General features: G+C 52.3%; 17 protein-coding genes. 10 read left to right on the top strand and 7 right to left on the bottom strand.

The window, feature by feature from the left end; translation table 11 throughout:
* Nucleotides 1-61: 61 nt before the first annotated feature.
* A complete protein-coding gene (locus ACFE8Q_RS10635; protein WP_375445370.1) occupies nt 62-1,024 on the top strand; it encodes an AAA family ATPase in 963 nt (320 codons plus the stop codon).
* 64 nt (nt 1,025-1,088) lie between these two features.
* Here ACFE8Q_RS10635 and ACFE8Q_RS10630 read toward each other — a convergent pair whose 3' ends face one another.
* From ACFE8Q_RS10630 to ACFE8Q_RS10620, 3 genes are all read right to left on the bottom strand, one after another.
* Entirely contained in the window at nt 1,089-1,679 is a 591-nt protein-coding gene (locus ACFE8Q_RS10630; RefSeq protein WP_375445369.1) for an NTP transferase domain-containing protein, read from the bottom strand.
* 16 nt (nt 1,680-1,695) lie between these two features.
* The gene (locus ACFE8Q_RS10625; RefSeq protein WP_375445368.1) at nt 1,696-2,472 is read right to left on the bottom strand and encodes a hypothetical protein; all 777 of its coding nucleotides are present in this window, start codon (nt 2,470-2,472) and stop codon (nt 1,696-1,698) included.
* A gap of 103 nt (nt 2,473-2,575) precedes the next feature.
* Complete coding sequence (locus tag ACFE8Q_RS10620; protein WP_375445367.1) at nt 2,576-2,941, bottom strand: hypothetical protein; 366 nt, start codon at nt 2,939-2,941, stop codon at nt 2,576-2,578.
* A 149-nt stretch (nt 2,942-3,090) separates the two neighbouring features.
* On the opposite strand from ACFE8Q_RS10620, the gene ACFE8Q_RS10615 reads away from it, so the two are divergent.
* The 5 genes from ACFE8Q_RS10615 to ACFE8Q_RS10595 all read left to right on the top strand — a co-directional run bounded on the left by ACFE8Q_RS10615 (nt 3,091) and on the right by ACFE8Q_RS10595 (nt 12,801).
* The gene (locus tag ACFE8Q_RS10615) at nt 3,091-4,773 is read left to right on the top strand and encodes a helix-turn-helix domain-containing protein (RefSeq protein ID WP_375445366.1); all 1,683 of its coding nucleotides are present in this window, start codon (nt 3,091-3,093) and stop codon (nt 4,771-4,773) included.
* 243 nt (nt 4,774-5,016) lie between these two features.
* Complete coding sequence (locus ACFE8Q_RS10610) at nt 5,017-8,070, top strand: SusC/RagA family TonB-linked outer membrane protein (RefSeq protein ID WP_375445365.1); 3,054 nt, start codon at nt 5,017-5,019, stop codon at nt 8,068-8,070.
* A 15-nt stretch (nt 8,071-8,085) separates the two neighbouring features.
* The gene (locus tag ACFE8Q_RS10605) at nt 8,086-9,663 is read left to right on the top strand and encodes a RagB/SusD family nutrient uptake outer membrane protein (protein ID WP_375445364.1); all 1,578 of its coding nucleotides are present in this window, start codon (nt 8,086-8,088) and stop codon (nt 9,661-9,663) included.
* A gap of 144 nt (nt 9,664-9,807) precedes the next feature.
* A complete protein-coding gene (locus ACFE8Q_RS10600; protein WP_375445363.1) occupies nt 9,808-11,118 on the top strand; it encodes a SusE domain-containing protein in 1,311 nt (436 codons plus the stop codon).
* Nucleotides 11,119-11,247: 129 nt separating this feature from the next.
* Nucleotides 11,248-12,801 carry an alpha-amylase family glycosyl hydrolase gene (locus ACFE8Q_RS10595; protein WP_375445362.1) on the top strand — a complete coding sequence of 518 codons (1,554 nt, stop codon included), beginning with the start codon at nt 11,248-11,250 and terminating at the stop codon, nt 12,799-12,801.
* On the opposite strand, the gene ACFE8Q_RS10590 is transcribed toward ACFE8Q_RS10595, so the two are convergent.
* Nucleotides 12,711-13,475: a DUF3267 domain-containing protein gene (locus tag ACFE8Q_RS10590; protein WP_375445361.1), complete on the bottom strand. Its 765-nt coding sequence runs from the start codon at nt 13,473-13,475 to the stop codon at nt 12,711-12,713. The two genes, ACFE8Q_RS10595 and ACFE8Q_RS10590, sit on opposite strands and share 91 nt — an antisense overlap.
* Before the next feature lie 142 nt (nt 13,476-13,617).
* Between ACFE8Q_RS10590 and ACFE8Q_RS10585 the strand changes: the two genes are divergently transcribed.
* Entirely contained in the window at nt 13,618-16,470 is a 2,853-nt protein-coding gene (locus ACFE8Q_RS10585; RefSeq protein WP_375445360.1) for an ABC transporter permease, read from the top strand.
* 8 nt (nt 16,471-16,478) lie between these two features.
* Here the strand turns inward: ACFE8Q_RS10585 and ACFE8Q_RS10580 are convergent, their stop codons facing one another.
* Nucleotides 16,479-18,005 (bottom strand): T9SS type A sorting domain-containing protein, encoded by a 1,527-nt coding sequence (locus ACFE8Q_RS10580; protein ID WP_375445359.1) that lies wholly within the window; start codon nt 18,003-18,005, stop codon nt 16,479-16,481.
* Between the two features lie 113 nt (nt 18,006-18,118).
* On the bottom strand, nt 18,119-18,661 hold the full coding sequence (locus tag ACFE8Q_RS10575) for a phage tail protein (RefSeq protein ID WP_375445358.1): 543 nt from the start codon (nt 18,659-18,661) through the stop codon (nt 18,119-18,121).
* Nucleotides 18,662-19,193: 532 nt separating this feature from the next.
* Between ACFE8Q_RS10575 and ACFE8Q_RS10570 the strand changes: the two genes are divergently transcribed.
* The gene (locus tag ACFE8Q_RS10570; protein ID WP_375445357.1) at nt 19,194-19,997 is read left to right on the top strand and encodes a glycine-rich domain-containing protein; all 804 of its coding nucleotides are present in this window, start codon (nt 19,194-19,196) and stop codon (nt 19,995-19,997) included.
* 67 nt (nt 19,998-20,064) lie between these two features.
* On the opposite strand, the gene ACFE8Q_RS10565 is transcribed toward ACFE8Q_RS10570, so the two are convergent.
* Nucleotides 20,065-20,934, bottom strand: coding sequence for an SDR family oxidoreductase (locus ACFE8Q_RS10565; protein WP_375445356.1), 870 nt, complete (start codon nt 20,932-20,934; stop codon nt 20,065-20,067).
* Between the two features lie 159 nt (nt 20,935-21,093).
* Here ACFE8Q_RS10565 and ACFE8Q_RS10560 point away from each other — a divergent pair, with 159 nt between their 5' ends.
* On the top strand, nt 21,094-22,590 hold the full coding sequence (locus ACFE8Q_RS10560) for a helix-turn-helix domain-containing protein (RefSeq protein WP_375445355.1): 1,497 nt from the start codon (nt 21,094-21,096) through the stop codon (nt 22,588-22,590).
* Nucleotides 22,591-22,701: 111 nt separating this feature from the next.
* Nucleotides 22,702-23,940 carry an NCS2 family permease gene (locus ACFE8Q_RS10555; RefSeq protein WP_375445953.1) on the top strand — a complete coding sequence of 413 codons (1,239 nt, stop codon included), beginning with the start codon at nt 22,702-22,704 and terminating at the stop codon, nt 23,938-23,940.
* Nucleotides 23,941-23,967: the final 27 nt, after the last annotated feature.

The following is a 23,967-nucleotide window of genomic DNA, read 5'->3' as shown; positions in this document are numbered from 1 at the left end:
TTTTAGTTTACATTCTACATTTTGCATACTCAATTCATCATACCTAATTTATTATTCCCTAATGCCTTATACATCCGACGTGGAGGCTGCTGAAGCCCTGAAAGACGCTTACAAGAAACTAAGTACCGAAATCGGGAAGGTCATTATTGGTCAGGACGAAACCGTTCGGCTGCTGCTGACGGCTATTTTCTGCCAGGGCCACTGCCTGCTGGTGGGCGTACCGGGGTTAGCTAAAACGCTCTTGATTCAAACCATTGCGGGCGCGCTCGACCTTGATTTCAACCGAATTCAGTTCACGCCTGATCTTATGCCCTCGGATATTCTGGGCTCTGAAACGCTCGATCAGGACCGGAATTTCAAATTCATCAAAGGCCCTATTTTCGCCAATATCATCCTTGCCGATGAAATTAACCGGACACCACCCAAAACACAATCGGCTCTGCTGGAGGCCATGCAGGAGTATAAGGTGACCATTGCCGGCCAGAACTACGCGCTGGGCCGTCCGTTCTTCGTTTTGGCCACGCAGAACCCTATCGAGCAGGAAGGAACGTACCCACTCCCCGAAGCGCAGCTAGACCGGTTTATGTTCAACATTTATCTGGACTACCCGTCTTACCAATCGGAAGTAGCCATTGTAAAAAGCACCACCTCCGATCAGCGGTATCAGGTGCAGCGAGTAATTACCGGCGATCAGATTAGTGAATTTCAGCACCTTGTCCGTCGGGTGCCGGTGGCCGATAATGTAGTGGAGTATGCTGTAAAGCTGGTTCACAAGACCCGTCCAGACACAGAAATGGGGTCTACAGAAGCCAATCAGTACCTGGAATGGGGCGCTGGCCCCCGTGCCTCGCAGGCCTTGATTCTGGCGGCCAAATGTAATGCGCTGCTGGCTGGTAAATACTCCCCTGATATCGAAGACGTACGGGCAGTAGCCATGCCGATCCTGCGTCACCGGGTGGTTCGTAACTTCAAAGCCGAAGCCGAAGGCATCACCGTCGAGCAGTTGGTGAAGAAGATGATGTAGGTTGGGAAATTAAACGATTTGCGGTCTAAACTGTAGACGTTTAGACCGCAAATCGTTAGTAGCCCTAGCTTTCCAGCGCTTCCACCTGCGACCAGAAATCGAGGTCGATGGCGGCTGGTTCAAAACCGACTTCAGCGAGGTCGGTTTTGTGTTTTATGATCACCCATTTTGGGGCTTTGTCACCTGTTAATTCCGAAAGCGGTTCGGCATACTGACGCGTAAATAAAGCAGGCATATGCACCTGCTCGGCAAAACGAGTAGCCACTACCCCCTTCCCGGACTCCTGTTGCGTCGCTACGAGTTGCCCGAGCAGAGCGGGTGTCAGAAATGGCTGATCACAGGGCATTACGATAAACGTGTCGATGTCAGGCTGCATTAAGAACAGCCCGGCCAGGCCCATTTTCACCGACGAGGCTATTCCATCGTTGTAGGTCGGGTTATCGATCAGGGTAACGGCCAGTCCGTCCAGTTCAGGCGCTATCTGTTCACGACGATCGCCTAATACCACAACCACCGGGCCACCCAGGTTTGCTGCCAGCGCAGTTTCGGTAGCCTGACGAATCAGCGACGTGCCATTTACGGTCAACAACTGCTTGGCAATACCCCCAAAACGCTTCGACGATCCCGCTGCGAGTACAATGATGCCTGTCCTCATAAATAAATTGAACGAATTACCGGAAAAATGGAATCGTAACGGCCACGTAGGTTAGCCCCGAACGACTCCTGAACCGGTTATTATCATCGACTACATTTTTCACCGATGCCGTGTATTCAGTGATGAGCCACTGGTAACCAACCTTAACGCCAAAACGCTGTCCGAGCAATACTCGGGCATACACTTCGGTTGCTAATGTACCAATGGAGTTATCACCCAGTAATTGCAAATTGGCAATAGTTGGTGCGGCCGTCTGGCTAACGTGGCCTCCGGTGAAACGGGCTGTCGAGTCGGTACCGGCAGCAGACGTACCTACAACAAATGAACCCGTTGATGAGATGTACTGCCCTATGCGATTGCGGCCAATAGTTATTCCAAGCAGGTCGGCCGTAGCGCCAATGTCGACATATTTAAGGTGAATCTGAGCCCGTATGCCCAGGTTGAGTGACGTACCTGAGGCCGATGACATCCGCAGCGTATCCAGATTACCGGCTATCAACGGTGCGCCAAGTGCATAAAAACCGGTTTTGCCACCACGCGACAGGTTCGCCGGTGCGGTGATATAATCAACGTTACTGGCATAATTGGCCCTTAACGTGGCCGTCCACCCGAGTGATAGTAGTTTTTGTCTGGTTACGTTTAGTAGCTGATAGTAGGCGATGGATGGGCTTATTTGCTCCTGTCGAAACCCGGTTCCAATGTCGAGGCCCGAGCTAAGCCGGGTTGAAACTGGCCCCTGTGCGGCTGCCATAAGTGGCATAAAGCAGATTAATAGAATTTTTACTTTGTTCATAGTCAAAAAAAAGTCAGAGGCTGGGGCCGGGCAGGCCAACCTCTGACAATAGTGTAGTCACCGGCAAATATACGCTTCCTTTTCTGGCAAACAGGTGATTACCTTATACCAGTGGCTCGAAAGCCGACGCCTGTTTCAGCGTACGCTCGTTACCTGTTTCCGGGTCATTGTAGGTATAGTCTCCTACCTCGATGGAGATCTTTTTACCCAGCAACAGGCTCGTATCCAGTTCTTTCTTTGCCTCAGCTTTTACATCGGCAGCCTGGCATAGTTCCATTAGAATGGGCATTCCGGCGGGCGAAATATAAAACCGCTGCGTAACGAATCCCTCCTCGTTTTCAAAGCGACAGGCAATGAATGGAATGCCTTTATACTCACTCGTTCCTTCGTCGATATTGGTAATTTCGACTTCGTGTCGACCATCAGTAAGGAATGGCTTATCCAGTCCTTCTTCTACATTAATTTTCATCTCGCTGAGTGTTAGATTCGTACTTTAGTAACGGAAATACCCTACGCAGTGTTAATAGAATGTAGCGAAATACACGTCAACTTTTCATTTTACCAGAGAGCGGCTACATGTTATATACAAGGCCTTGCTGCCTGTCAATTTATCAACGTATGAATACAACCCGGCTACTTCTGTGGCTGTTAGGGTGGGTAGTCGGCCTGAGTGCGCCTGCATGGGGGCAGGCGTCTGTACGTACCTATCATTTTGTGGTTACAGAGCTTCCTGAAAATACACCTCATGATGCTCAGTTATTCCTTTCCGGTAATTTTGTGAAGTGGAACTCGGCCCATCCGGCTTATCAGTTCAAGCACATGCTCGATGGGTCTTATCAGCTTACCATTCAATCTGACTTACCCCGGCTTGAGTACAAGGTAACACGGGGTAGCTGGGAATCGGTTGAGGGTAGAGAAAGTGGCAACGCCCGCCCCAACCGTGTACTGTACCGTACCGATAGCAAGACTCCCATAGACGTTGATCTGGCCATTCTTAGCTGGGAAGATCTGTCAGGTACGTTCCACTTTTATTCTATATACGACCTGCTAATGCTCTTTTCGGCTTTTCAGGGTTTTCTGCTCTTAATTGCTATTCCCAGCATTCAAAATTATAACCGCCCGGCTAACCGATGGCTTGTCTTGCTGCTGGGCTTAACCTCTGTTCTGCTTTTCGTCAGAACGGTTGCCGCTTACCGTGATGTAGCTCAGGCCTACACCAAGTTATTACTGTTGCCCGATCTTATTTTATTTCTATACGCGCCCATATTCTACATCTACCTGCGTCGGCTACTTTTCAATACGAGTCGGCCTGCCTCAGACTGGTGGCGGCATTTTGTTCCGTCGCTGATTCAAATTGGGGTGTACATGCCCTACCTGTTGACCGACAACAAATTGCTTCAGCTTAAGATCGTCAATCGCGACCCCTGGCTTTCTGGTCTATTTCTGGTGGCAGGCCTCATTGGTTTGATCTATAATTTCAGCTACTGGTTGCTCTGTCGTCGGGCAGTACGAACGTACCAGGAGCACCACCAGATGAGCCATTCAACTGAGCCACAGGTACGGTATTTGAATACGGTGCTAACGATACAGGCCGTTTGCCTAAGTTTCTGGTGCTTTTTCTACGGTCTCGTCTCCGTTGGCCTGCTGTTTGAGGTTGAGGTACTCTCAATTGCTCAAAAAAATGTGGATGTGATCTGGCTGACTTTTTCGAGCATCATCTATCTATTGGGCTACTACGCCATTCATCAGCCAGAAATTTTCAAACTGCCTGATCCAGAGCCCGCTCTACTTCCAGATGTAAGTTTCACCGTCCATCAGCTTAATCCGGCGACGCCTGTACAAGACAAGCTGCCGCCTGTTTCGGTTGATCAGGTACTTCCAATCAAGCAAACAGAACTTCCGGAGAACGTTTCATCCTCCTCCTCAGAATCAACAGAATCAATACTCGCCCTTCGGGAACAGGTAGACACGTACATGAAACGTCAGAAGCCCTACACGAATCCCAACCTGACATTAGCAGAACTGGCCGTTCGCCTCCGAATTCCACCGCATGTATTATCTAAACTTCTCAACGAGGCGTATCAAAAGAATTTCTTCGACTTCATCAATTACCACCGGATCGAAGAGCTTAAACGGCGGCTGAACGATCCAAGGTTTCGGTCCTATACCGTGCTTAGTATGGCATACGAAGTGGGCTTTAATTCTAAAACCGCTTTCAACCGCTCCTTTAAGAAGCTAACCAATCAGACACCTAGTGAGTACCTCAATATGCACGCAACACGTGTTGAGCTCGTAGAATAACCCAACTTTTTCTGTCTTTACTTAGCTACTTGGCGTACCACTTTTCAAAAGTGGTACGCTTTTTCATATGCGTAATACCTCAAAAACAGCTAATTAAGGCTGATAAAACCTATATAACAATCATATACGTCACTTACCAGAAACTGGAACGACAGAGAGTAAGTATTATATTATTTTTGCAAGATAAAGTTGTCTCAGTCAGACTGAGATGTAATCTCTACTTAACAATTAATACGTTAACCTATGAATCACCTCTTTGTCAGAAGGTTTTTCCAAACGGCAGCGGCGATCTGTACTAGTTCGCTTAAAGCGTTTATGGTGCTGGTGCTACTGGGAACTCTTCCAGCACTCGCCCAAGACCAAACAATTACGGGGACCGTCACAGAAGTGGATGGGTCGCCTTTACCGGGTGTCACCGTCGCCCTGAAGGGCACTACGAAGGGAGCAAATACGGATGCAACTGGTTCGTTCCGCATTCAGGCTCCCTCAACGGGCGTACTTGTCTTCAGTTTTGTGGGTAAAATTCCGAAAGAAGTAGCCGTTGGCAACAAGACAACAGTGAATGTGACACTTGCTGATGATTCGAAATCACTACAGGAAGTGGTTGTAACGGGGTACGGTACACAACGCCGGAAAGACTTGACAGGCTCGATCGCCTCTATCTCATCGGAAGAATTTCAGAAGGGGAATATTGTATCACCTGAGCAACTCATCGCCGGTAAACTGGCGGGTGTGGCCATTACACCACCAAGTGGCCAGCCCGGTGGCGGCAGCACCATCCGTATTCGGGGTGGATCATCCCTCAACGCCAGCAATGATCCGCTGGTGGTGATCGACAACGTACCTGTTGATAATAATGGAATCTCGGGTGCGTCGAACCCACTGAGCCTGATCAACCCGAATGATATCGAGACCTTCACGGTATTGAAAGATGCCTCAGCCGCCGCTATCTATGGTGCCAGGGCCGCTAACGGTGTTATCCTGATCACGACCAAAAAGGGAGCAACGGGTGCGCCAAAAATCACGTTCTCGTCGCAACTGTCAATTTCACGCATTGCCAAAAAATTATCGGTGTTGAATGCGGACCAGTTCCGCTCGCTGATCAACGACGTAACGCCGGCTACAGGTTTTACTACCCCGGAGCAACGCTCGCTGACCAGCGGCACTACCAGCACCGACTGGCAGGACCAGATTTATCAGACGGGTATCAGCAGCGACAATAACCTGGCGGTATCGGGGGCGTACAAAAATATTCCTTACCGGATTTCGTACGGCTACACCACGCAGAATGGTATCCTGAAAACGTCGAACTTCCAGCGCCATTCCGTTTCTCTGAATCTATCGCCGAAGTTTCTTAACAATGACCTGCGGGTTGATGTCAGTGCCAAAGGATCGCTGATTTATAATCGCTTTGCCGATCAGGGTGCTATTGGTGCTGCCGCCAGTTTCGACCCAACCAAGCCTGTTTTAAGTGGCAATCAGAACTACAGTGGTTTCTATGAATGGCTCGACCCAACCACAGGCCGCCCCAATAACTTAGCCACGCGCAACCCACTTGGCCTGCTCTATAACCGCGACGACCGCAGCCAGGTAAATCGCCTGATCGGTAATGTTCAACTCGACTACCGGATGCCGTTCCTGCGTGAACTGCGCGCCAACCTGAACCTGGGTCTGGATGTGTCATCGTCTGACGGGAAGATTTTCGTACCAGCCTACGCAGCCGCAGGCTATGGTCGTGGGCAGGGCCGTCCGGGTATTACGGGCGACTACGCCGTGACGGGGGGTACCAATAACCAATACTCGCAGACACGGACCAACAAAACGCTGGAGTTCTACCTGAACTACACAAAAGATGTAAAAAGCATCAGGAGCCGTATCGACCTGACGGGTGGTTACTCCTACCAGGACTTCATCCGTGACCAGCCTAGCTACGGCGATAACATCGCCACTGGCCAGGAAATTAACCCACCGGGCAACCCATTCCGTACACAATATACACTGCTCGCGTTTTTCGGCCGGTTGAACTACACATTCAATGATAAGTATGTGGTTACTGCCACGATTCGTCGGGATGGTACCTCACGCTTCAGCCCACAGGCCCGCTGGGGCTGGTTCCCATCGGTGGGTGCTTCGTGGAGTGTGAAAGACGAGAACTTCCTGAAAGATTCGAAAACGGTTTCAGCGCTTAAACTGCGGGTTGGTTACGGTATCACGGGGCAACAGGATATTCCGGGTAGTGATTACGCCTACCTGCCAACGTACCTGATCTCAGACCCAACGGCCCAGTATCAGTTTGGCAACACCTTTTACCGTACGTTGCGGGCCGGTGGCTACGATGCCAACCTGAAGTGGGAAGAAACAGAGTCGATCAACGCGGCGGTAGACTATGCTTTATTCGATGGGCGTATTTCGGGTAGCGTCGACTTGTATGACAAGCGTACGAAAGACCTGCTGGCGGTTATTCCGGTGGCAGCAGGCTCAAACCTGACCAACCAGATTCTGACCAACGTGGGTAATCTGCAAAACCGGGGCGTCGAATTTCTGATCAATACAACGCCGATTGAGCGCGAAGGCCTGAAACTCGAAGTAGGGTTCAACTATACCTACAATCAGAACAAGATCACGAACCTGACCAAGGTGCCAACGCCGAACGATCCGGGTATTCAGGTAGGCGGTATTGCCGGCGGTACGGGCAACACGATTCAGATTCAGACAGTAGGCTACCCAACCAACACCTTCTATGTGAACCGGCAGGTGTATAACGCCAATGGGCAACCAATCGAAGGCGTGTATCAGGATGCCAACAACAGTGGCTCAATCACTGTTGATGACCGGTATCGGTACAAATCGGCTAACCCGGTACAACTGTTTGGTTTCACCTCAAACCTGACGCTCGGCAAGTTCAACGCCGGTTTCGTACTGCGTGGCACAGCGGGTAACTACGTGTACAACAACGTGCGCTCAAACACAGGCACCGCGCAAAGCCTGGTAAATTCGCTGAATTTCCTCTCGAACGGATCGACAAACATCCTGGATACGCGCTTCCGGACCCAGCAGTTCTTCTCTGATTATTACGTGGAGAATGCATCATTCCTGCGCCTCGATAACGTGAACTTCGGCTACAATTTCGGTCGGGTGTTGAGTTCGCGGGCTAACCTGCGCCTGAATGCAACCTTCCAGAACCTGTTCGTTATCACCAAATACTCAGGCCTCGACCCCGAGATTTCGGGTGGTATCGACAATAATTTTTACCCCCGTCCACGTGTCGGTTCTGTGGGACTGAATCTTGACTTCTAAACGACAAATCGAACCATGTTCAAATTCACAATAAAAGCAGGTATGCTGGTTGCCGCAATGGCGGTGGCTACCTCGTGTGTCAATGACCTCGACCGCGTACCCAAATATGAAGTAACGTCTGCTTCAGTATATAAAGATTTCGCTAATTACAAACCGGTGCTGGCTCGTTTATACGCCACACTAGCCGTAAGCGGACAGCAGGGACCTTCGGGTAAGCCTGATATTTCGGGTATCGATGAGGGCACCTCAAACTACATGCGCCTGCTCTGGAAATTGCAGGAGCTACCAACCGATGAGGCGAAGATTGCCTGGAACGACGGGACGATTCAGGATATTAACAAGATTACCTGGACATCGAGTGATGGCTTTATCACGGCGATGTACAACCGGATTTTTTACCTGATCTCACTGTCGAACGAGTTCATCCGGGAAACGTCTGATGCCAAACTGAGCGAGCGGGGAATCAGCGGCCAGAATGCGACGGATGCCAAAACGTACCGGGCCGAGGCTCGTTTTCTGCGGGCAATGGCCTATTTCCACGCCATCGACCTGTTTGGAACAGTGCCGTTTGTGACTGAAGCCGACGCGCCAGGTTCATTCCTCCCCCGTCAGGCCACTCGTCAGGAGCTGTTCACCTACGTAGAAACGGAGCTGAAAGCCATTGAAACAGAACTGGCTGCACCGGGTGCTGCCGAATATGGCCGCGCCGACCGTGCCGCCGCTCAGGCTATTCTGGCCCGGATGTACCTGAACGCAGAGGTGTATATTGGTCAGCCTAAGTATACTGAAGCAATCGCCTATACAAAGAAAGTGATTGATTCTGGTGTTTATAAACTGGAACCGACCTACCAGAACCTGTTTACGGCAGATAACAATATCTCGAAAGAGATCATTTTCCCGATCACGTTCGATGGTACACGTACCCAGACCTATGGCGGCATGACCTTCCTGGTACACGCGCAGGTTGGCGGCAGCATGTCGGCGGCGGCGTATGGCGTTGGTAGTGGTGGCTGGAGCGGAATCCGTTCGACCCAAAAACTGGTTGATGTGTTCCCCGACGTATCGGCTACGGCCGACAAGCGTGGCATGTTCTACACAGACGGCCAGAAACGTGAACTGGAAGACCTGGGTACGTTCACGGATGGCTTTGCCGTTCGGAAATACACGAACGTTAAGTCGACCGGGGGGCAGGCTTCAGACCAGCAATTTGTTGATACCGACTTCCCGCTGATTCGTCTGGCTGATATGTACCTGACCTACGCCGAAGCGGTATTGCGCGGCGGTACAGGTGGCGATCAGGCAACGGCTATCAGTTACGTAAACCTGCTCCGCACGCGTGCCAAAGCAGCTACCGTGACCACGATCAACACCGATTTTATCCTGGCCGAGCGTGCCCGCGAACTGTACTGGGAAGGCTACCGCCGAACCGACTTGATTCGGTATGGTCGGTTCACGACAGCTACGTACCTGTGGCCGTTCAAAGGTGGCATTAAAGAAGGTCGCGCTGTAGACGCCCGCTTTAATCTATACCCGATTCCGGCAACAGATCTGGTGGCAAACCCAACACTAAAGCAGAATAATTCAGGCTATTAAGAGAAACCCGGCCTTACTCCCCGCCCTAAAGGAAGCCTTGCTGGCGCTAGCGTACGTTCGTTAATGCGGAACTGAAATGCGTCAGCAAGGCTCCCTTTAGGGCGGGGTAAGGCCGAAAAATTCTAAACAATCAACTCTATTGATATGAAATCGTTACTAAAAAGCTTTCTGGTTGCAGCGTCGGCATTGCTGGCGTTTACAGCCTGTCAGAAAGAGGAAGAAAGACTCCTCCTCGATTTTTCGGCGGTGCCGGTCGTAAGCGTTTCGGCGCCGACGGTTGTGCTGACTAAAGACAATGCCGACAAAGATGCGTTGACTATAAGCTGGCCTAAGCCCAATTACGGCTACAATGCCGCCGCCAACTACACGATCATGATCGATAAGAAAGGTGGCGACTTCTCGAAAGCAGCTACCTTTCCCGTTGGAACGGGTTTATCGAAAACCTTCAAAGCATCTGAGTTGAACAGCCTGCTGCTAGGTTTGGGCCTTACGCCCGCTACAGCCGGTGATGTTGATGTAAAAGTAATGTCGGCTCTGGGTGGTCGCACAGTGCTATCGTCTGCACTCGCTTCTGTAAAAGCAACGCCTTACCTCGACCGACTCGACCTGAGCTCTCCCTGGGGTCTGGTTGGTAGTGCCACCGCCAACGGATGGGACGGTCCAGATCAGCCTTTCTACAAGACGGAAACTCCCAGCGTTTTTGTCGCCTACGTAAAGCTGGTTGATGGCGACGTGAAGATTCGGCAGGATAATAAATGGGATACTAACTACGGTGGGTCAGGCGGAAAACTGTCACTGAATGGCGATAACCTCAAAGTAACAGCGGGTACGTATAAAGTAACCTTCAATCCAACAGCGCTGACTTATGCCATCGAGAAGTTTTCCTGGGGCGTTGTTGGCGATGCCACCCTGAACGGATGGAACGGCCCGGATCAGAACTTGACTTACGATCCATCAACGGATCAGTGGTTTGCGCTCTTGCCCTTAAAGGTGGGTGATATCAAAATTCGTCAGAATAATGACTGGGCTGTCAATTACGGCGGAACAGCGGGTAAACTGGTTGCAGGCGGCGACAATGTAAAAATTGCAACGGCTGGCACGTACCTGGTTGTTGCCGACCTGAAGCCCACCGGACTAAAGTATACGGTAACTCCAGCAAAAGCCTGGGGTTTGGTAGGTGATGCAACACCAAACGGCTGGGACGGTCCAGATCAGGCGTTCCGCCCTGATTTAACCAAAGACGGTGTTTGGACGCTGACTGGCGTTAAATTAAAAGTTGGCGAAATGAAGGTGCGGGCTGATAATAAATGGGATACTAACTACGGCGACGACGGAGCTAACGGTTCACTCGAGTTGAACGGAGCCAATATTAAAGTTGCCGCAGCAGGTACGTATGATATCACGCTCGACTTCACCAATGCAAATGCCCCTAAAATCGCAATCGCGAAGAAGTAACCAGTACGTAAAAAGTACCGTTTGTAAAAACTCGCCAAGTCTAGTGATTTGGCGAGTTTTTTTGTGTCCAATCAAACCTATAATGTTTTGAAAACCTTATAGGTTTAGAACCAATGACCGCTTCTCATTTTGATCACCGAAGTACTTACCCATACGCCTGCGATCGGCACCACTAGCGTGGGGGCCACCGGCGTACACTACGAAATCTTTGTCCGTGCCTTTGCCGACAGCAACAACGATGACATCGGCGACCTGAATGGCGTGACCCAAAAGCTGGATTACCTGCACGATCTGGGCATTTCGGCCATCTGGCTCATGCCCATCAACCCCTCGCCCACTTACCACAAATACGACATCACCGATTATTACGGCATCGACCCGGAGTATGGCACGCTGGCCGATTTTCGTCGGCTTGTCGAGGAAGCACACAAGCGGAATATCGCCGTGTTGATGGACCTGGTTATTCACCACACCAGCATCAAACACCACTGGTTTCAGGAAGCAGCAAAAGGGCCTGACAACCCGTATCGGGCGTTCTATAAATGGATGCTGCCCGATGAGATTAAACGCCGGAATCTGGCTACCCGCGATATTACGGCCGATTCCAACGAGCGCAGCCCCTGGCACTACGCACCGGGTAGTAACCAGCGGGATCTACAGACGGAGAAATATTATGGTATGTTCTGGAGCGGTATGCCCGACCTGAATTTCGACCATCAGCCGCTACGCGAGGAAATTTACAAGATCGTTCGCTACTGGCTGACTGATGTTGGCGTCGATGGCTTTCGGCTCGATGCCGCCCGGCATCTGTACCGCGAGGCCGAGGAGCCCAAAAACCATCAGTTCTGGGAAGAATTCGGGCAGGTGGTTCAGGCGGCAAAACCAGGAGCCTATCTGGTTGGCGAAGTATGGACGCGGCCCAATAAAGTGGCTCCTTATTTTCGGGGATTGCAGGCCAACTTCAATTTCGATCTGGCCCTCGAACTCGAAGAGATAATTCGGCAGGGCGACGATGCCAACGATGTGATGGCCTTTCTGCACGAAACCCAGTCGGCCTACGGTGAAGTGAACGACCAGTTTATCGACGCCCTGATTCTGTCGAATCATGATCAAAACCGCATTGGCAGCTTACTTAAGGGTGATGTAAACAAACTGAAAATTGCCGCAAACCTGTTGCTCATGCTGCCCGGGAATCCGTACTTATACTATGGAGAAGAAATCGGAATGCTTGGTCTGAAACCCGACGAATACCTCCGCGAGCCGTTCATCTGGAATGTAGGGAAACAAGACCCAACCCGCGCCCGCTGGATGCACGCCCGCTACTCCACCAGCCGGACGATTCGGCCATTGGCCCAACAGCAGGCCGATCCCGATTCATTAGTTCAGCATTACAAGCACCTGATTGCCTTCCGAAATAGTCATCCGGTGCTGAATGACAACCGCAGTCGTCTCCGGCTAAGCGGTATTCGTCAGAAAGGGATCGTCTCGTTTGGGCGGCAAAATGCGCAGGGTATCGTTTGGGTAGTGCAGAACCTCACCAGATCGCCTATCAACGTAGGTTTATCGGCGGCGGAGCAGGCTGCTCGCAGCGTTCAACTGGCAACGCTGCCAGGTACGTTGCTGGCCGATGGTACGTTAACAGTACCAGGATTTGGGGTAGCCGTACTGAGTTGTTCGAAGTAATAGGTCCGGCTTTCGTTTTCAACATCGTCGTAGGTAAAGAGCTGCCGGTGCTGGTTTTTGCGCCAGAAGTTGATCAGGATAAAATCGCCCAGGCAGCCAAACGTGTGCAGGCCCAGCAGCGTGAGCCAGGTGATGGCAAATTGAGGCCAGACAAACCAGGCAACTGATAGTGCCGCCGTGATGAACACAAACGGCATAACCGCCACATAGGCAACCTCGCGCAGGTTCAGCACGTAATTCTGGGCATAGGCATAGGCCATCATCCCTTTCCACGACCAGCCGTAGCCCACGCGGGGTGCCCCAACCTGTTTGAAGAAAAGGCCGTGAATAAACTCATGCACCGTGATCAGCGGAACAAAAGCCAGCAATCCAGCCAGGAATTGCTGGCTGCCGATGGCCAGCGTACCTACGGATACCCAACTCGAGATACCCGCGCCGACAATCCAGCCCAGGCCCATCGACACAGCCATAACGAGCGCGATGCGGAGCCAGTTTTTGGGTTTCTGCGCCGATGTCGGCCCATTGGTTCCGGGGGTATCAGGGTTACCTGTTGAGTTGAAAGCCGGTGACAGCCCAAGCTCGCGGGCGAGAAACTGCGTCATCTCGTCGATTTTAAACGTTTCGACAAGGCGATACTGACCTGATTCGTGCAGGTCCTGGATAGTCGGTTTCATGAAGCATGAAGTCTGTTACTTGGCGGGGAGATTTACCCGGTAACAGCTTGAAAACACATTGGGTTTCGCCATCTTGTGTGGACGTTGGTTGCCGGCTAACCGTTGGCTATTTCATCAGCTCCTATCCAGCATCCAACGACCAATGTCCACCCTTCACTCCTACTCGATGCACACGTTCTGGCACATCGCCCGTTTTGAGTTGCGGTATCACATCAACCAACCCGTTTTCTATCTCTTTTATGGATTGATCGTCGCACAGGGATTTTTGTACGGCCAGCAGGCGGTCAACGAAGAAGCGGCGGGTTTGCTGTACTCGAATTCGCCGGGTCTGTTTTTCAGCGTTTTTTCGACGGTTGGCGTGCTGCTTACCGCCATAGCGGCGCTACTCGCCGGGCAGTCGCTACTGCGGGATCGCACCTACCGGGTGGGCGATTACCTGTATGCCCTTCCGCTGAATGAGCGGCTTTATTTTGCGGGCAAATTAACGGGGGTACTGGGTACGTGCCTGCTGCTATCGACGGGTGCTGTTGTGGGTGTACTGTTGTTGCCAGTCTGGGTTACCACACCAGCAGGCCCCTTTTCCGGCGCGGCCCTGCTCCTTTCATTCGTTCTGCTGTTACTGCCTAATCTGCTGATTGTCGTCTGTTTAGCCTACGCGCTAACGGCCTTTTTTCAGCGAATGGCGGGTGCTTATGTTGCCCTGCTGGTGCTGGTTGTGGGGCAGGTGCTGTTCCGGCTCGGCGAACACACGGTTCTGGATAATGACCTGCTGTTGCTACTCGACCCGTTCGGGCATGTGCTGATTCGCGAAGCCCTGAGCCAGCAAACACCGGCCGAGCAGTGGGCAGGTACGTTGCCGGTTCCTGATCTGCTGCTGATCAACCGGTTGCTGTGGCTTGGCCTGAGCGGTGGCCTCATTGTCAGGGCGGCCGACCGGCTGACGTTTCAGTACTGGGCGAGCCGCGAGACGAACCGGGCCGCGCACAGTTCGGTTGCTGGCACCAAACAGACCGGCACAGCGGCGACCAGCGGGCAGTATACCCTACCGACGCTTCACCGCCAATTTACCAACCGCGCCTGGTGGAAATTGATCTGCCAACTCGCCCGACGAGATTTTCTGTACGTGGTTCGCCAGCCGGCGTTTATGGTTGTGGCCTTGCTACTGGCATTCGCAATTCTGGGCTACGCCACCGGGCTTGGCAATCTGAACGAGACGGGTCAGCGGTTGCTACCGTTTACGTCCCGCATGACCTACGTTCGTCTGCCGCTTCTACTGTTTATTGGTTTATTCCTGACTGTTTTTTCGGGCGAATTACTCCACCGTGAACGCAGTTCGGGCATGTGGCCACTGGTTGATGCAACGCCACAACCGGGTTGGTTGCTCCTGCTGGCAAAATACGGGGCCATGCTGGGTGTGGCCGCACTACTCACAGGTACGTTGTTTCTAACTGGCTTATCCATACAACTCCTGAATGGCCAAACGCCTGTTGACTGGTCGTTATATGCAACGGATTTACTACTCGACGGGTGGCTGCGTTACGCCCAGCTTATAGCACTGGCCTTTCTGATCCAGACAGTTATACCGAACCGGATGCCTGGACAGCTAGCCTCGGCAACCGTGATGTTACTTCTGCTGGCAGTCGATCAGACTGGCCTCAACGGCGTATGGTTTTCACTCTATAGTAGCCTGCCAAATTCGTGGGAGTATTCTGAAGTAACCGGCTATGGCAATCTGGATTCAATACGCTGGGTGTATGCGGCCATGTGGTCGATGGTCGCCCTGTTGTTACTCCTGCTGGCAAGTGGCCTGGGGCAACGGGGCGTGGTGGTGTCTGTTCAGACGATTGGCCAACGGTGGCGCGCATCGTTGAAACCGGGTTATGTGGCCTGGCTAACGGCGGTTACGGTGGGGGTACTGGTTACTCAACTTTATCTGCGATTCCCTGTCAATCAGCCCCAACAAAGAGCAGTGGTGCCTGCACCCGTACCGATCGGCTATCGGCAGGCGACGCAGCGGGTTTTGGTAGCTAACCGGCCGGTTACTATTCGGTATCACTATGTTCATGATCAGAATCTCGGGCAGCTACAGGCTATCGTGGCCCGAACGCTGACGCTGGGAAACGCCTGGCTGGGTACGTTCCCCGAAGCAGAGTTGACCATTACCGAAGTGCCGTTCTACCAACCCACCCGTTCAGCGTCGCCAATGAGTATTGACTTAAGCGAGCGCGACGGCTGGCTGACCGACATACGCTCTCCCGATGATGCCGGACAGGTGGACATCACCATTGCCCGAACGCTATTACGCCACTGGGTTGGGCAACGAATCACCGGCGACACATTTATCACCCAAAGCTTACCCGATTATTTGGCCCTTCGGGTTATACAACGGCAACGTGGCGATGGGTGGCTCACCACCGAACTGACCCGCCTGCAACGTACCTGCCGCAAGCTGGAGAGCCGACAGACCGTATCCGGAGCCGACCTACTGACAGTACGTGGTCCGCTATCGCTGACCTGCGTGGGTGAAGTGTGGGGGCATGAACAGCTTTGCCAACAGATCGGGCAGTTTATTCGGGCGCACGAAAAAGCACAGCCTGCCTCTTTCGATCAGGACCTGGCGAAGGCACTGCCCGACTCGCTAACGTACCTGACAACGTATCTGAGCGAACAGCCAACCTTCGATTTCCGAATCGGCCAGCTAGGTACGTACCCCGACCGTATTTCGGTTCATGTTCGGGCGCACAAATTTAGCCATGAGCGGGCAGGCAGTTCCAGCGAACAGCTACTAAACGACTATGTACCAGTTGTGTTGCTAAACGCCCACGGCCGGGTACTTTATCGACAACTGATCCTGGCCAACACAGACGGCCGAACGGATAAAGTAGACTGGCTACCCGCACATCCCGACGCTGTAACGATCGTCATTGACCCGCTTGGGGCGTGGCCTGAACGCAACAAACGGGATAATCAGAAGCTATTGGCCAGGGTTTACTGAGGCCGCCGTTACTTCACAAACCGAAAAACCTGCTGCCCGGTCAAGGTTTGCAAACGCAGTACATAACTGCCGGTTGATAGGGTCGATACGGACAACTGGCTCAGTTCACCGGGCTCATCAACCGACTGAATCACCTTGCCCGACATATCGAGTAGCTCATACCGGGTGTAGGGTACAGCGGGCTCCAGTGTTAGCAGACCAGTAGTCGACGTGGGGTTCGGGTACAAAACCGGCATCGTATTCTCGCGACTCAGCGCAATGATCTTACTATAGGCCCTCGTCCCGTCCCGATCTTTCTGTTCCAGCCGGTAATAGTTAATTCCCGGAAGCGGTTGTGTATCGGTGAAGGTATAGGCCTGGGCAGTGGCCGTAGTGCCGTCTGGAGCCTGTGATGGCACTTGACCGATTGCCTCGAATCCAATGGCGTCGCGGCTCCGCTGGATAGTAAACCCAGCGGCGTTCATCTCCTGGGAAGTGGCCCAATTCAGTACCGCGCTACTCTCGACCATTCGGCCCCCAAAATAGCGTAGTGTGACGGGCAGGGGCGTTGTTGGCGAAAAAGCCAGCCCGGATAAGGTGTAGGAGCCCGTACCGGGAGGCGTAAAGAGTAAAGAGGCGGTTCCGCTTGTTCGGTCGACGGCATAAATTCTGGGTGTATTGGCCTGAATATTAGATACCAGAACACGATCGTTGGCATCGTCTATGGCTATATCACCCGGTGCGTTGACAAAGCCACTGGCCACCAGTTGGTCGCCTGTTCCGGTGAAGCCAATCCGGCGCAACTGATCTGCCGTTGAGCTAACCTGGCTATCGGTAAATACGTAATAGAGCTTGCTGTTGGTGGCATCAACCGCTATACCGTTCACTACACTCGTTGAACTAACCAACGTAGTCACCGCATTATTTGTCAGATTAACAGACAGGATTTTAGGCGCTGTAGCCCGTAAATCGACCGCAAACAAGCGGTTATTGGCCAAATCGAGTGCGAGTGGCCCCGGCGAGTTTTCGAAACCACTAGCCAGCAACACGTCGTTTGTTCCGTTCAGATTGATGCGCCGCAACTGATCGATATTCGTGGCAAACTGCGCATCAGACAACACGTAGTACAAATAATTATTGGTGGCATCAAGCGTTAACCCGGTAACTGTACTCGTAGATGTCAGAAATGTCGAGGTGGCTCCGGTGGTCAGGTTAACGGTATAAATCCTGGGTGAAACATTGGCCCGGGCTTCGGTAATAAAGGCCCGGTTGTTGGCTTTGTCGATGGCGATGTATCGGGGCGAATCGGCAAAATTGGTGGCAATCAATGCGTCGCCTGTTCCATCGGCATTTACTTTTCTAAACTGATCAGTTCTGGTTGTGGCATTATTATCATTCAGCAAATAGTATATCTGCGCTTTAACCGGCCCTAACCCAGCCAGACACACAAAGTATACGATAACCATCCGCCTGATTAACAACGCTCTACAACTCTGCCCACTGGTTATGTGTCGCCATGTCCCAACAAGCGAATTACGCGCGTAAGTAGTTTTCATGAATGAGAAGTCAACGATAGTTACCTTGACTGGTGTGTGGTGAAAATAAAAACAGCATTGCTCCTTGTACAAGGAGCAATGCCTTCACGCTAATACAGATCAGTTGCCGCTACCTACCCCCTGCTTGGGAAGATGCCAGTGAGGGCAATGCAATAGTTCATTACCAGATAAGGCTGCATGTTTTGATGCGACTGGCCACTGCCGGCCATCCCAATAGCCTGTGGATAAGCCGTACTGTTAGGCGTGGGGTTGTAGGCTTTGACAGACACATTGGTGCCATCCGTATCTACCGTACCTATAGGTGTCGCCACTACATTTCCCGTGGGACTAGCCTCTGTACCAATCTGCGCTGAAACCATCAGTAAGTGGTTATGCACGGGCATCTGGCTGGAGAGCAGCGTTACGTTTTCGGAACCCGACGATTCGCCCATCTGCCGGGGCGTCAGGCCTGGGCCGGAGCCAAAGTGCAGGGCAGCCCGGCCCCTGAGATCGGGCAATGCGAACGTGTTTACGCCATCGCCGCCATAGGTTGTTCCCAGCAGCGCGAAGAGCGCCGAATTCTGGGCGATAGACATCAATTGACCATTACAAAACGCCCAGTTTTTGGGTGCAAAATTGAAGCCGAACAGGCAGATTTGACCGATAAAAGGTTCCATAAGAAATATAGGGTTTAAGACTAGAAATACACCGCCTTTTGATTATCAGACAACTAACTACAGTAACTTATATTACCCTTAGTTTAGATTCTACAAACAAGTAAGTCACTTCATCCTGTTTCTTTAGCCACTACATAGGTAGCTTTACGAAGTTGTTAGATAACGACGTAGTAATCACTAGTTGTATTCAATTCAAATTAGCCAGGCTGATAATCGAGAACGAAGAAACATATTTATAATAGTCGCTATATATTATATCTACTATTCGGTAGATCCTTAGAACAAATTATGTATCAGCGCCCAGAATATATATACTTATTAGACTACGTATGCGAAACTAGTGCTAGTAGGCAGAGGCTGCCATTGAGCACTTACAGGGACTTATTTATTTGTCTGTGATTGATAGAAAGAATGGACAACGCTTCCAGTTGGCAGGTAGGGAATTGATCACAATTTCTTAATGAGGCTGGCTTGACTTCTACCGACCTACTACCTTAACTTTTCGGTAGATATGATAACGATAACCAATCGTATGTCTGGAGACGAAGCGGCCCTCTGGACCAAACTCAGCACCTTCGCCATCGATGGTGCCGATACCCGGCTCACCTTTGCGGCTCGACTGTCCCGCGAAAACGGCTGGACCACCGCCTATACGCAACGCGTGATGGAGGAGTACCGCAGATTCCTTTTCCTCTGCTGCGTCACGCCCACCGGTGTTACGCCCTCCGACCCCGTCGACCAGGCCTGGCACCTGCACTTGACCTACACCAAATCATACTGGATCGACCTTTGCCAGCACACGCTCGGGCGGGATATTCACCATAATCCGACCAAAGGCGGAGCCAGTGAAGGGCAGAAGTTCAACGGCATGTACAGCCATAGTCAGGCGTTATATAGCCACTATTTTGGCACGCCTCCCCCCGCCGACATCTGGCAGGATAACCAGCAACGTTTTTCGGATATCGACTTTAAGCGGGTCAACCGGCGCATGAACTGGATTATTCGAAAACCAGCCTGGGTACGTGCCAAAACAATCCCATTAGGCCTATGCCTGCTTGTTATCACCGGGCTTTTCATTCAGGCAGTGGGCAGTTCGTTGCTGGCCCTGGTCATTGGTGGCTCAGTAGTTGCGTTGCTCATCTACAGTCTAGCCTCAGAGTTTACATCCTATCGAAAAGGGTCTGACGCGGATGGAGGCGACGGAGTTTTCATCGACTCCACCGATTTGGGCGACGGGCATAGCCACGGCCACGGTGATGGCGGGCATGGCGATAGCGGGGGTGACTCCGGCTGTTCCGCCAGCGGGTGCGGTGGGGGTTGTGGTGGGGGCGACTAGGCCATAAAAAATCCGGCCAAGGCACGAAGCCTCAGCCGGCTCTTACTGACTTGACTAGTTACCTCAACTAGGCATTTCCACCGTTCACGTCCAGCAGGCTGCCAGTGATATACGACCCATCGCTCGATGCCAGCAGCACGTAGGCGGGCGCCAGTTCATCAGGCTGACCGGGACGTTGCAGAATAGTTTTACTGGCGGCTTCCGCAACGCCTTCTGGTCCCATACCGGCACCTGGCAGAAACGGGGTGTAAATCGGACCCGGCAGTACGGCGTTGACCCGGATCTTCTGTTCACCCAACTGCGTGGCCAACGACATGGTGAAGGCATGAATGGCCCCTTTCGTGGAGGCGTAATCGACGAGTTTGGGCTGACCCATTTTACCAACGATACTGCCCGTGTTAATAATCACATCGTTCTCGTGCAGATGCGGCAAAGCGGCCTGTACCATGAAGAAATAACCGAGGATATTGGTATCGAATGTACGGCGGAGCTGCTCTTCGGTGATGTCGGTAATTTTTTCAACAATGTGCTGGTAGGCCGCGTTGTTCACCAGAATATTCAGCTTACCAAACTCTTTTACCGTCTGATCAACAGCCTGTTGACATTTTTCTTTGCTCCGAACGTCTGACGGAATCAGCAGGCATTTCGTACCAAACTGTTCGGCTAACCGCTTCGTTTCTTCGGCGTCTTCCTGTTCTTCGGCCAGATAGACGATGGCCACGTTGGCTCCTTCTTTGGCGTAGGCAACCGCAACAGCCCGGCCAATTCCACTGTCGCCACCGGTGATGACAGCCACTTTACCGGCCAGTTTTCCGGCGGCGTTGTAGCTCGTCAACTCACTCTGCGGTTCGGGCGTCATTTTAGCCTGAATGGCGGGAAAATCCTGCACTTCACTTTTCAATTCGTCGCTTTCGGGACGTTTCACCTCTTGTTCCATAGATTTAAAGAATCTGTTGACAGTCTGTTAGCCCAGCCTATGCCGGTCTCTCACTTAAGAGAACCAAACGGGGTGTTTTGTTTCGCGAATAGGCCCCAACGGCCCGGCTATGGGGCATCCGCTGGAGAATGTTATCTTTACAAGTCTAAATCCGTTTCCGTGTCGCTTTCTTCTGATCATATTCGCCTGCTCTTTGGGCTGAAACTTCGTCAACTCCGCCAGGAAAGAGGTATCTCCGTGAGTGAACTGGCCCTGCGGTCGGGGATGGCGATCTCCTATATCTCAGAGATTGAAAAAGGGCGCAAATACCCCAAAGCCGATAAGATTTCGGGGCTGGCAAAGGCACTTGATGTTGACTACGACACCCTGGTTTCGCTAAAAGTCAACAAGAAGCTGGCCCCCATCGCCGACCTGCTCCGCTCAAAATTCCTGACCGAGATTCCGCTCGAACTGTTCGGCATCGACCCGTCTGATCTGCTCGATCTACTGGCCGGTGCACCCGACAAGGTAAGTGCCATGATCCGCACGTTCATGGACATTGCCCTGAGCTATAATATGAGTGTTGAACGACTGTACCTAACCATGTTACGCTCGTATCAGGAAATTAATGACAATCATTTTGAAGAGATTGAAACCGACGCCAGCCGCTTTCTTCAGGAGTTTGCGTCACCGGGGCAGCCCGCCGATTCAGCCTTACTCACCAACCTGCTCAAGACCCGCTACACCGTTACGCTGACGTTTTTCGACCCGGTTCAGCAGCCTGCGCTGGCATCGTTGCGGTCGGTTTACCGGCCCGAATCACGCACGTTACACCTGAATTCGACCCTCTCCGAACCGCAACGGGCGTATGTGCTGGCGCGCGAAGTCGGGTTTCATTACCTCAACCTGAAAGTCCGCCCGTACACCTATGCTTACGTTGAAGCGGAGTCGTTTGAGCAGATCCTGAACAATTACAAAGCCTCTTATTTTGCCGGTGCCGTTCTGATTCGCCGCGACACAATGGTGACCCGCCTGAACGAACTCTTCGCCCGCGAAACCTGGAGCAACGAAGCCTTACTGGCCATTATCGACGAGTTCAAGGCAACGCCTGAACGTTTTTTTTATCGCCTCAGCAACATTTTGCCGCGCGATTTTGGCATCGACCAACTCTTCTTCTACCGATTCAACCATACGCCCGGCCAGACCACATTTGCGCTCACCAAAGAGATGCACCTCTCGCGGCAGCAGGGGCCACGCGGTATGGTCGACGAGCATTTTTGCCGCCGGTGGGTCGCGCTGACGAGTTTACAGGAGCTAGGCTTTTTGCAGCATCATAAAGATTTCGACGGGTCACTTTGCCGGGCACAACTGTCTACTTATGCCGATACGGGTCAGACGTTCCTGATCGTGTCTGTTGCCCACCCGCATCGCTCCGATCGTTCGGATGGCAGCGCGGGGCAGAACATGAGCGTATCGATGTGTTTCGCCGTCAATGATACCCTGCGCAGTAAAATGCGGTTCCTGACCAACCCGGAGGCGGGCATTCCGCACCGTGTAGTCAACGAAGCCTGCGAACGCTGCGGTATTTTCGACTGCCGCGAACGAGTCGCTTCGCCAAAAGTTCTTCAGAAAAAACGCCAGTTAGAAGCTATGAAAGGCGCACTCGACACGCTGTAAACGTTGACGGTTATTGGCCGTTAGACATTGGACTTTACACTAACCTTGATTCCTATCAGCCCTTCTACCAAGACCGAAATTCTGGCGGGGATTTCGACCTTCATTGCCACGATGTACATCATTGTGGTCAACCCCGCCATTCTGAGCCAGAGTGGATTGCCTTTTTCGGGCGTTGTCACGGCTACGGTGCTGCTTTCGTTTTTTTGTAGCCTGATGATGGGCCTGTACGCCCGCAACCCGATTGTGGTAGCACCGGGCATGGGGCTAAATGCATTCTTCACGTTTTCGGCCGTAAAAGGCATGGGCATTGCACCGGAAGTGGCGCTGGGTGCCGTTTTCTGGGCGGGTGTTCTGTTTCTGCTGCTGACCGTTTTCAATGTTCGGACGGCGTTGGTCCATGCTATTCCAAAACCACTCAGGTACGCTATTTCGGTGGGTATCGGTCTGTTCATCACGCTCATCGGTTTCGAGAACGCCCATTTTATCATCGCCAGTCCTGTTACGCTGGTACAAATGGCCAGTTTCCGCGATCCGGTGATCATCACGTTCCTGGTTGGCCTGCTACTTACCGCCGCACTGGTAGCCCGCAGGGTGCCGGGAGCCATTATTCTGGGTATCGCCCTGACCACCGCGCTGGCCTGGCCCATTGGTCGCTGGTGGGGCGATGCATCGGCCGTCAATTTCGGGCAGGCCACGCTGGTTAGCTGGAAAGGTCTGTTTTCAGCCCCTGACTTCAGCCTGATCGGGAAACTCAATTTGCTGGGTTCGTTAAAGTGGTCACTCGGGCCGGTCATCTTCGCCTTTGCTTTCACTGATCTGTTCGACAGTATTTCCACCTTCGTTGGTGTTGCCGAAGCATCCGGGCTGCATGACGAGCAAGGCGAGCCGCAACACCTGAACCGGTCGCTGCTGACCGACGCCGTAGCGACAACGCTGGCGGGCGTGTTAGGCACCAGTCCAGGTACAGCCTATATCGAGTCGGCGGTGGGCATTTCGCAGGGCGGTCGAACGGGGCTGGTTGCCATTGTGGCGGGCTGTTTATTTCTGCCTTTTTTGTTTTTGTCGCCCCTGCTTTCGGTGATTCCCAGTCTGGCTACGGCCCCCGCGCTGGTGCTCGTAGGTACGTTCATGATCCAGCCCGTCACCCGCATTCGCTGGACCAACCTCGACGAGGCGATTCCGTGCTTCCTGGCCCTGGTCCTGATTCCATTCAGCTATTCCATTACACAGGGAATTATCTGGGGCTTTCTAAGCTGGACGGTGATTAAACTAGCCGTAGGCAAACGCGAGGAAATACCGGTTGGCCTTTGGGTGGTCGATGTATTCTGTCTGGCATCGTTGCTACTGTGAGGCGGACTTTAGTCCGCTTGTTAGAGT

It is taken from the genome of uncultured Fibrella sp. (assembly GCF_964250085.1).
Taxonomy (GTDB): Bacteria; Bacteroidota; Bacteroidia; order Cytophagales; family Spirosomataceae; genus Fibrella.
This window is presented reverse-complemented; position numbering and strand designations above follow the sequence as displayed.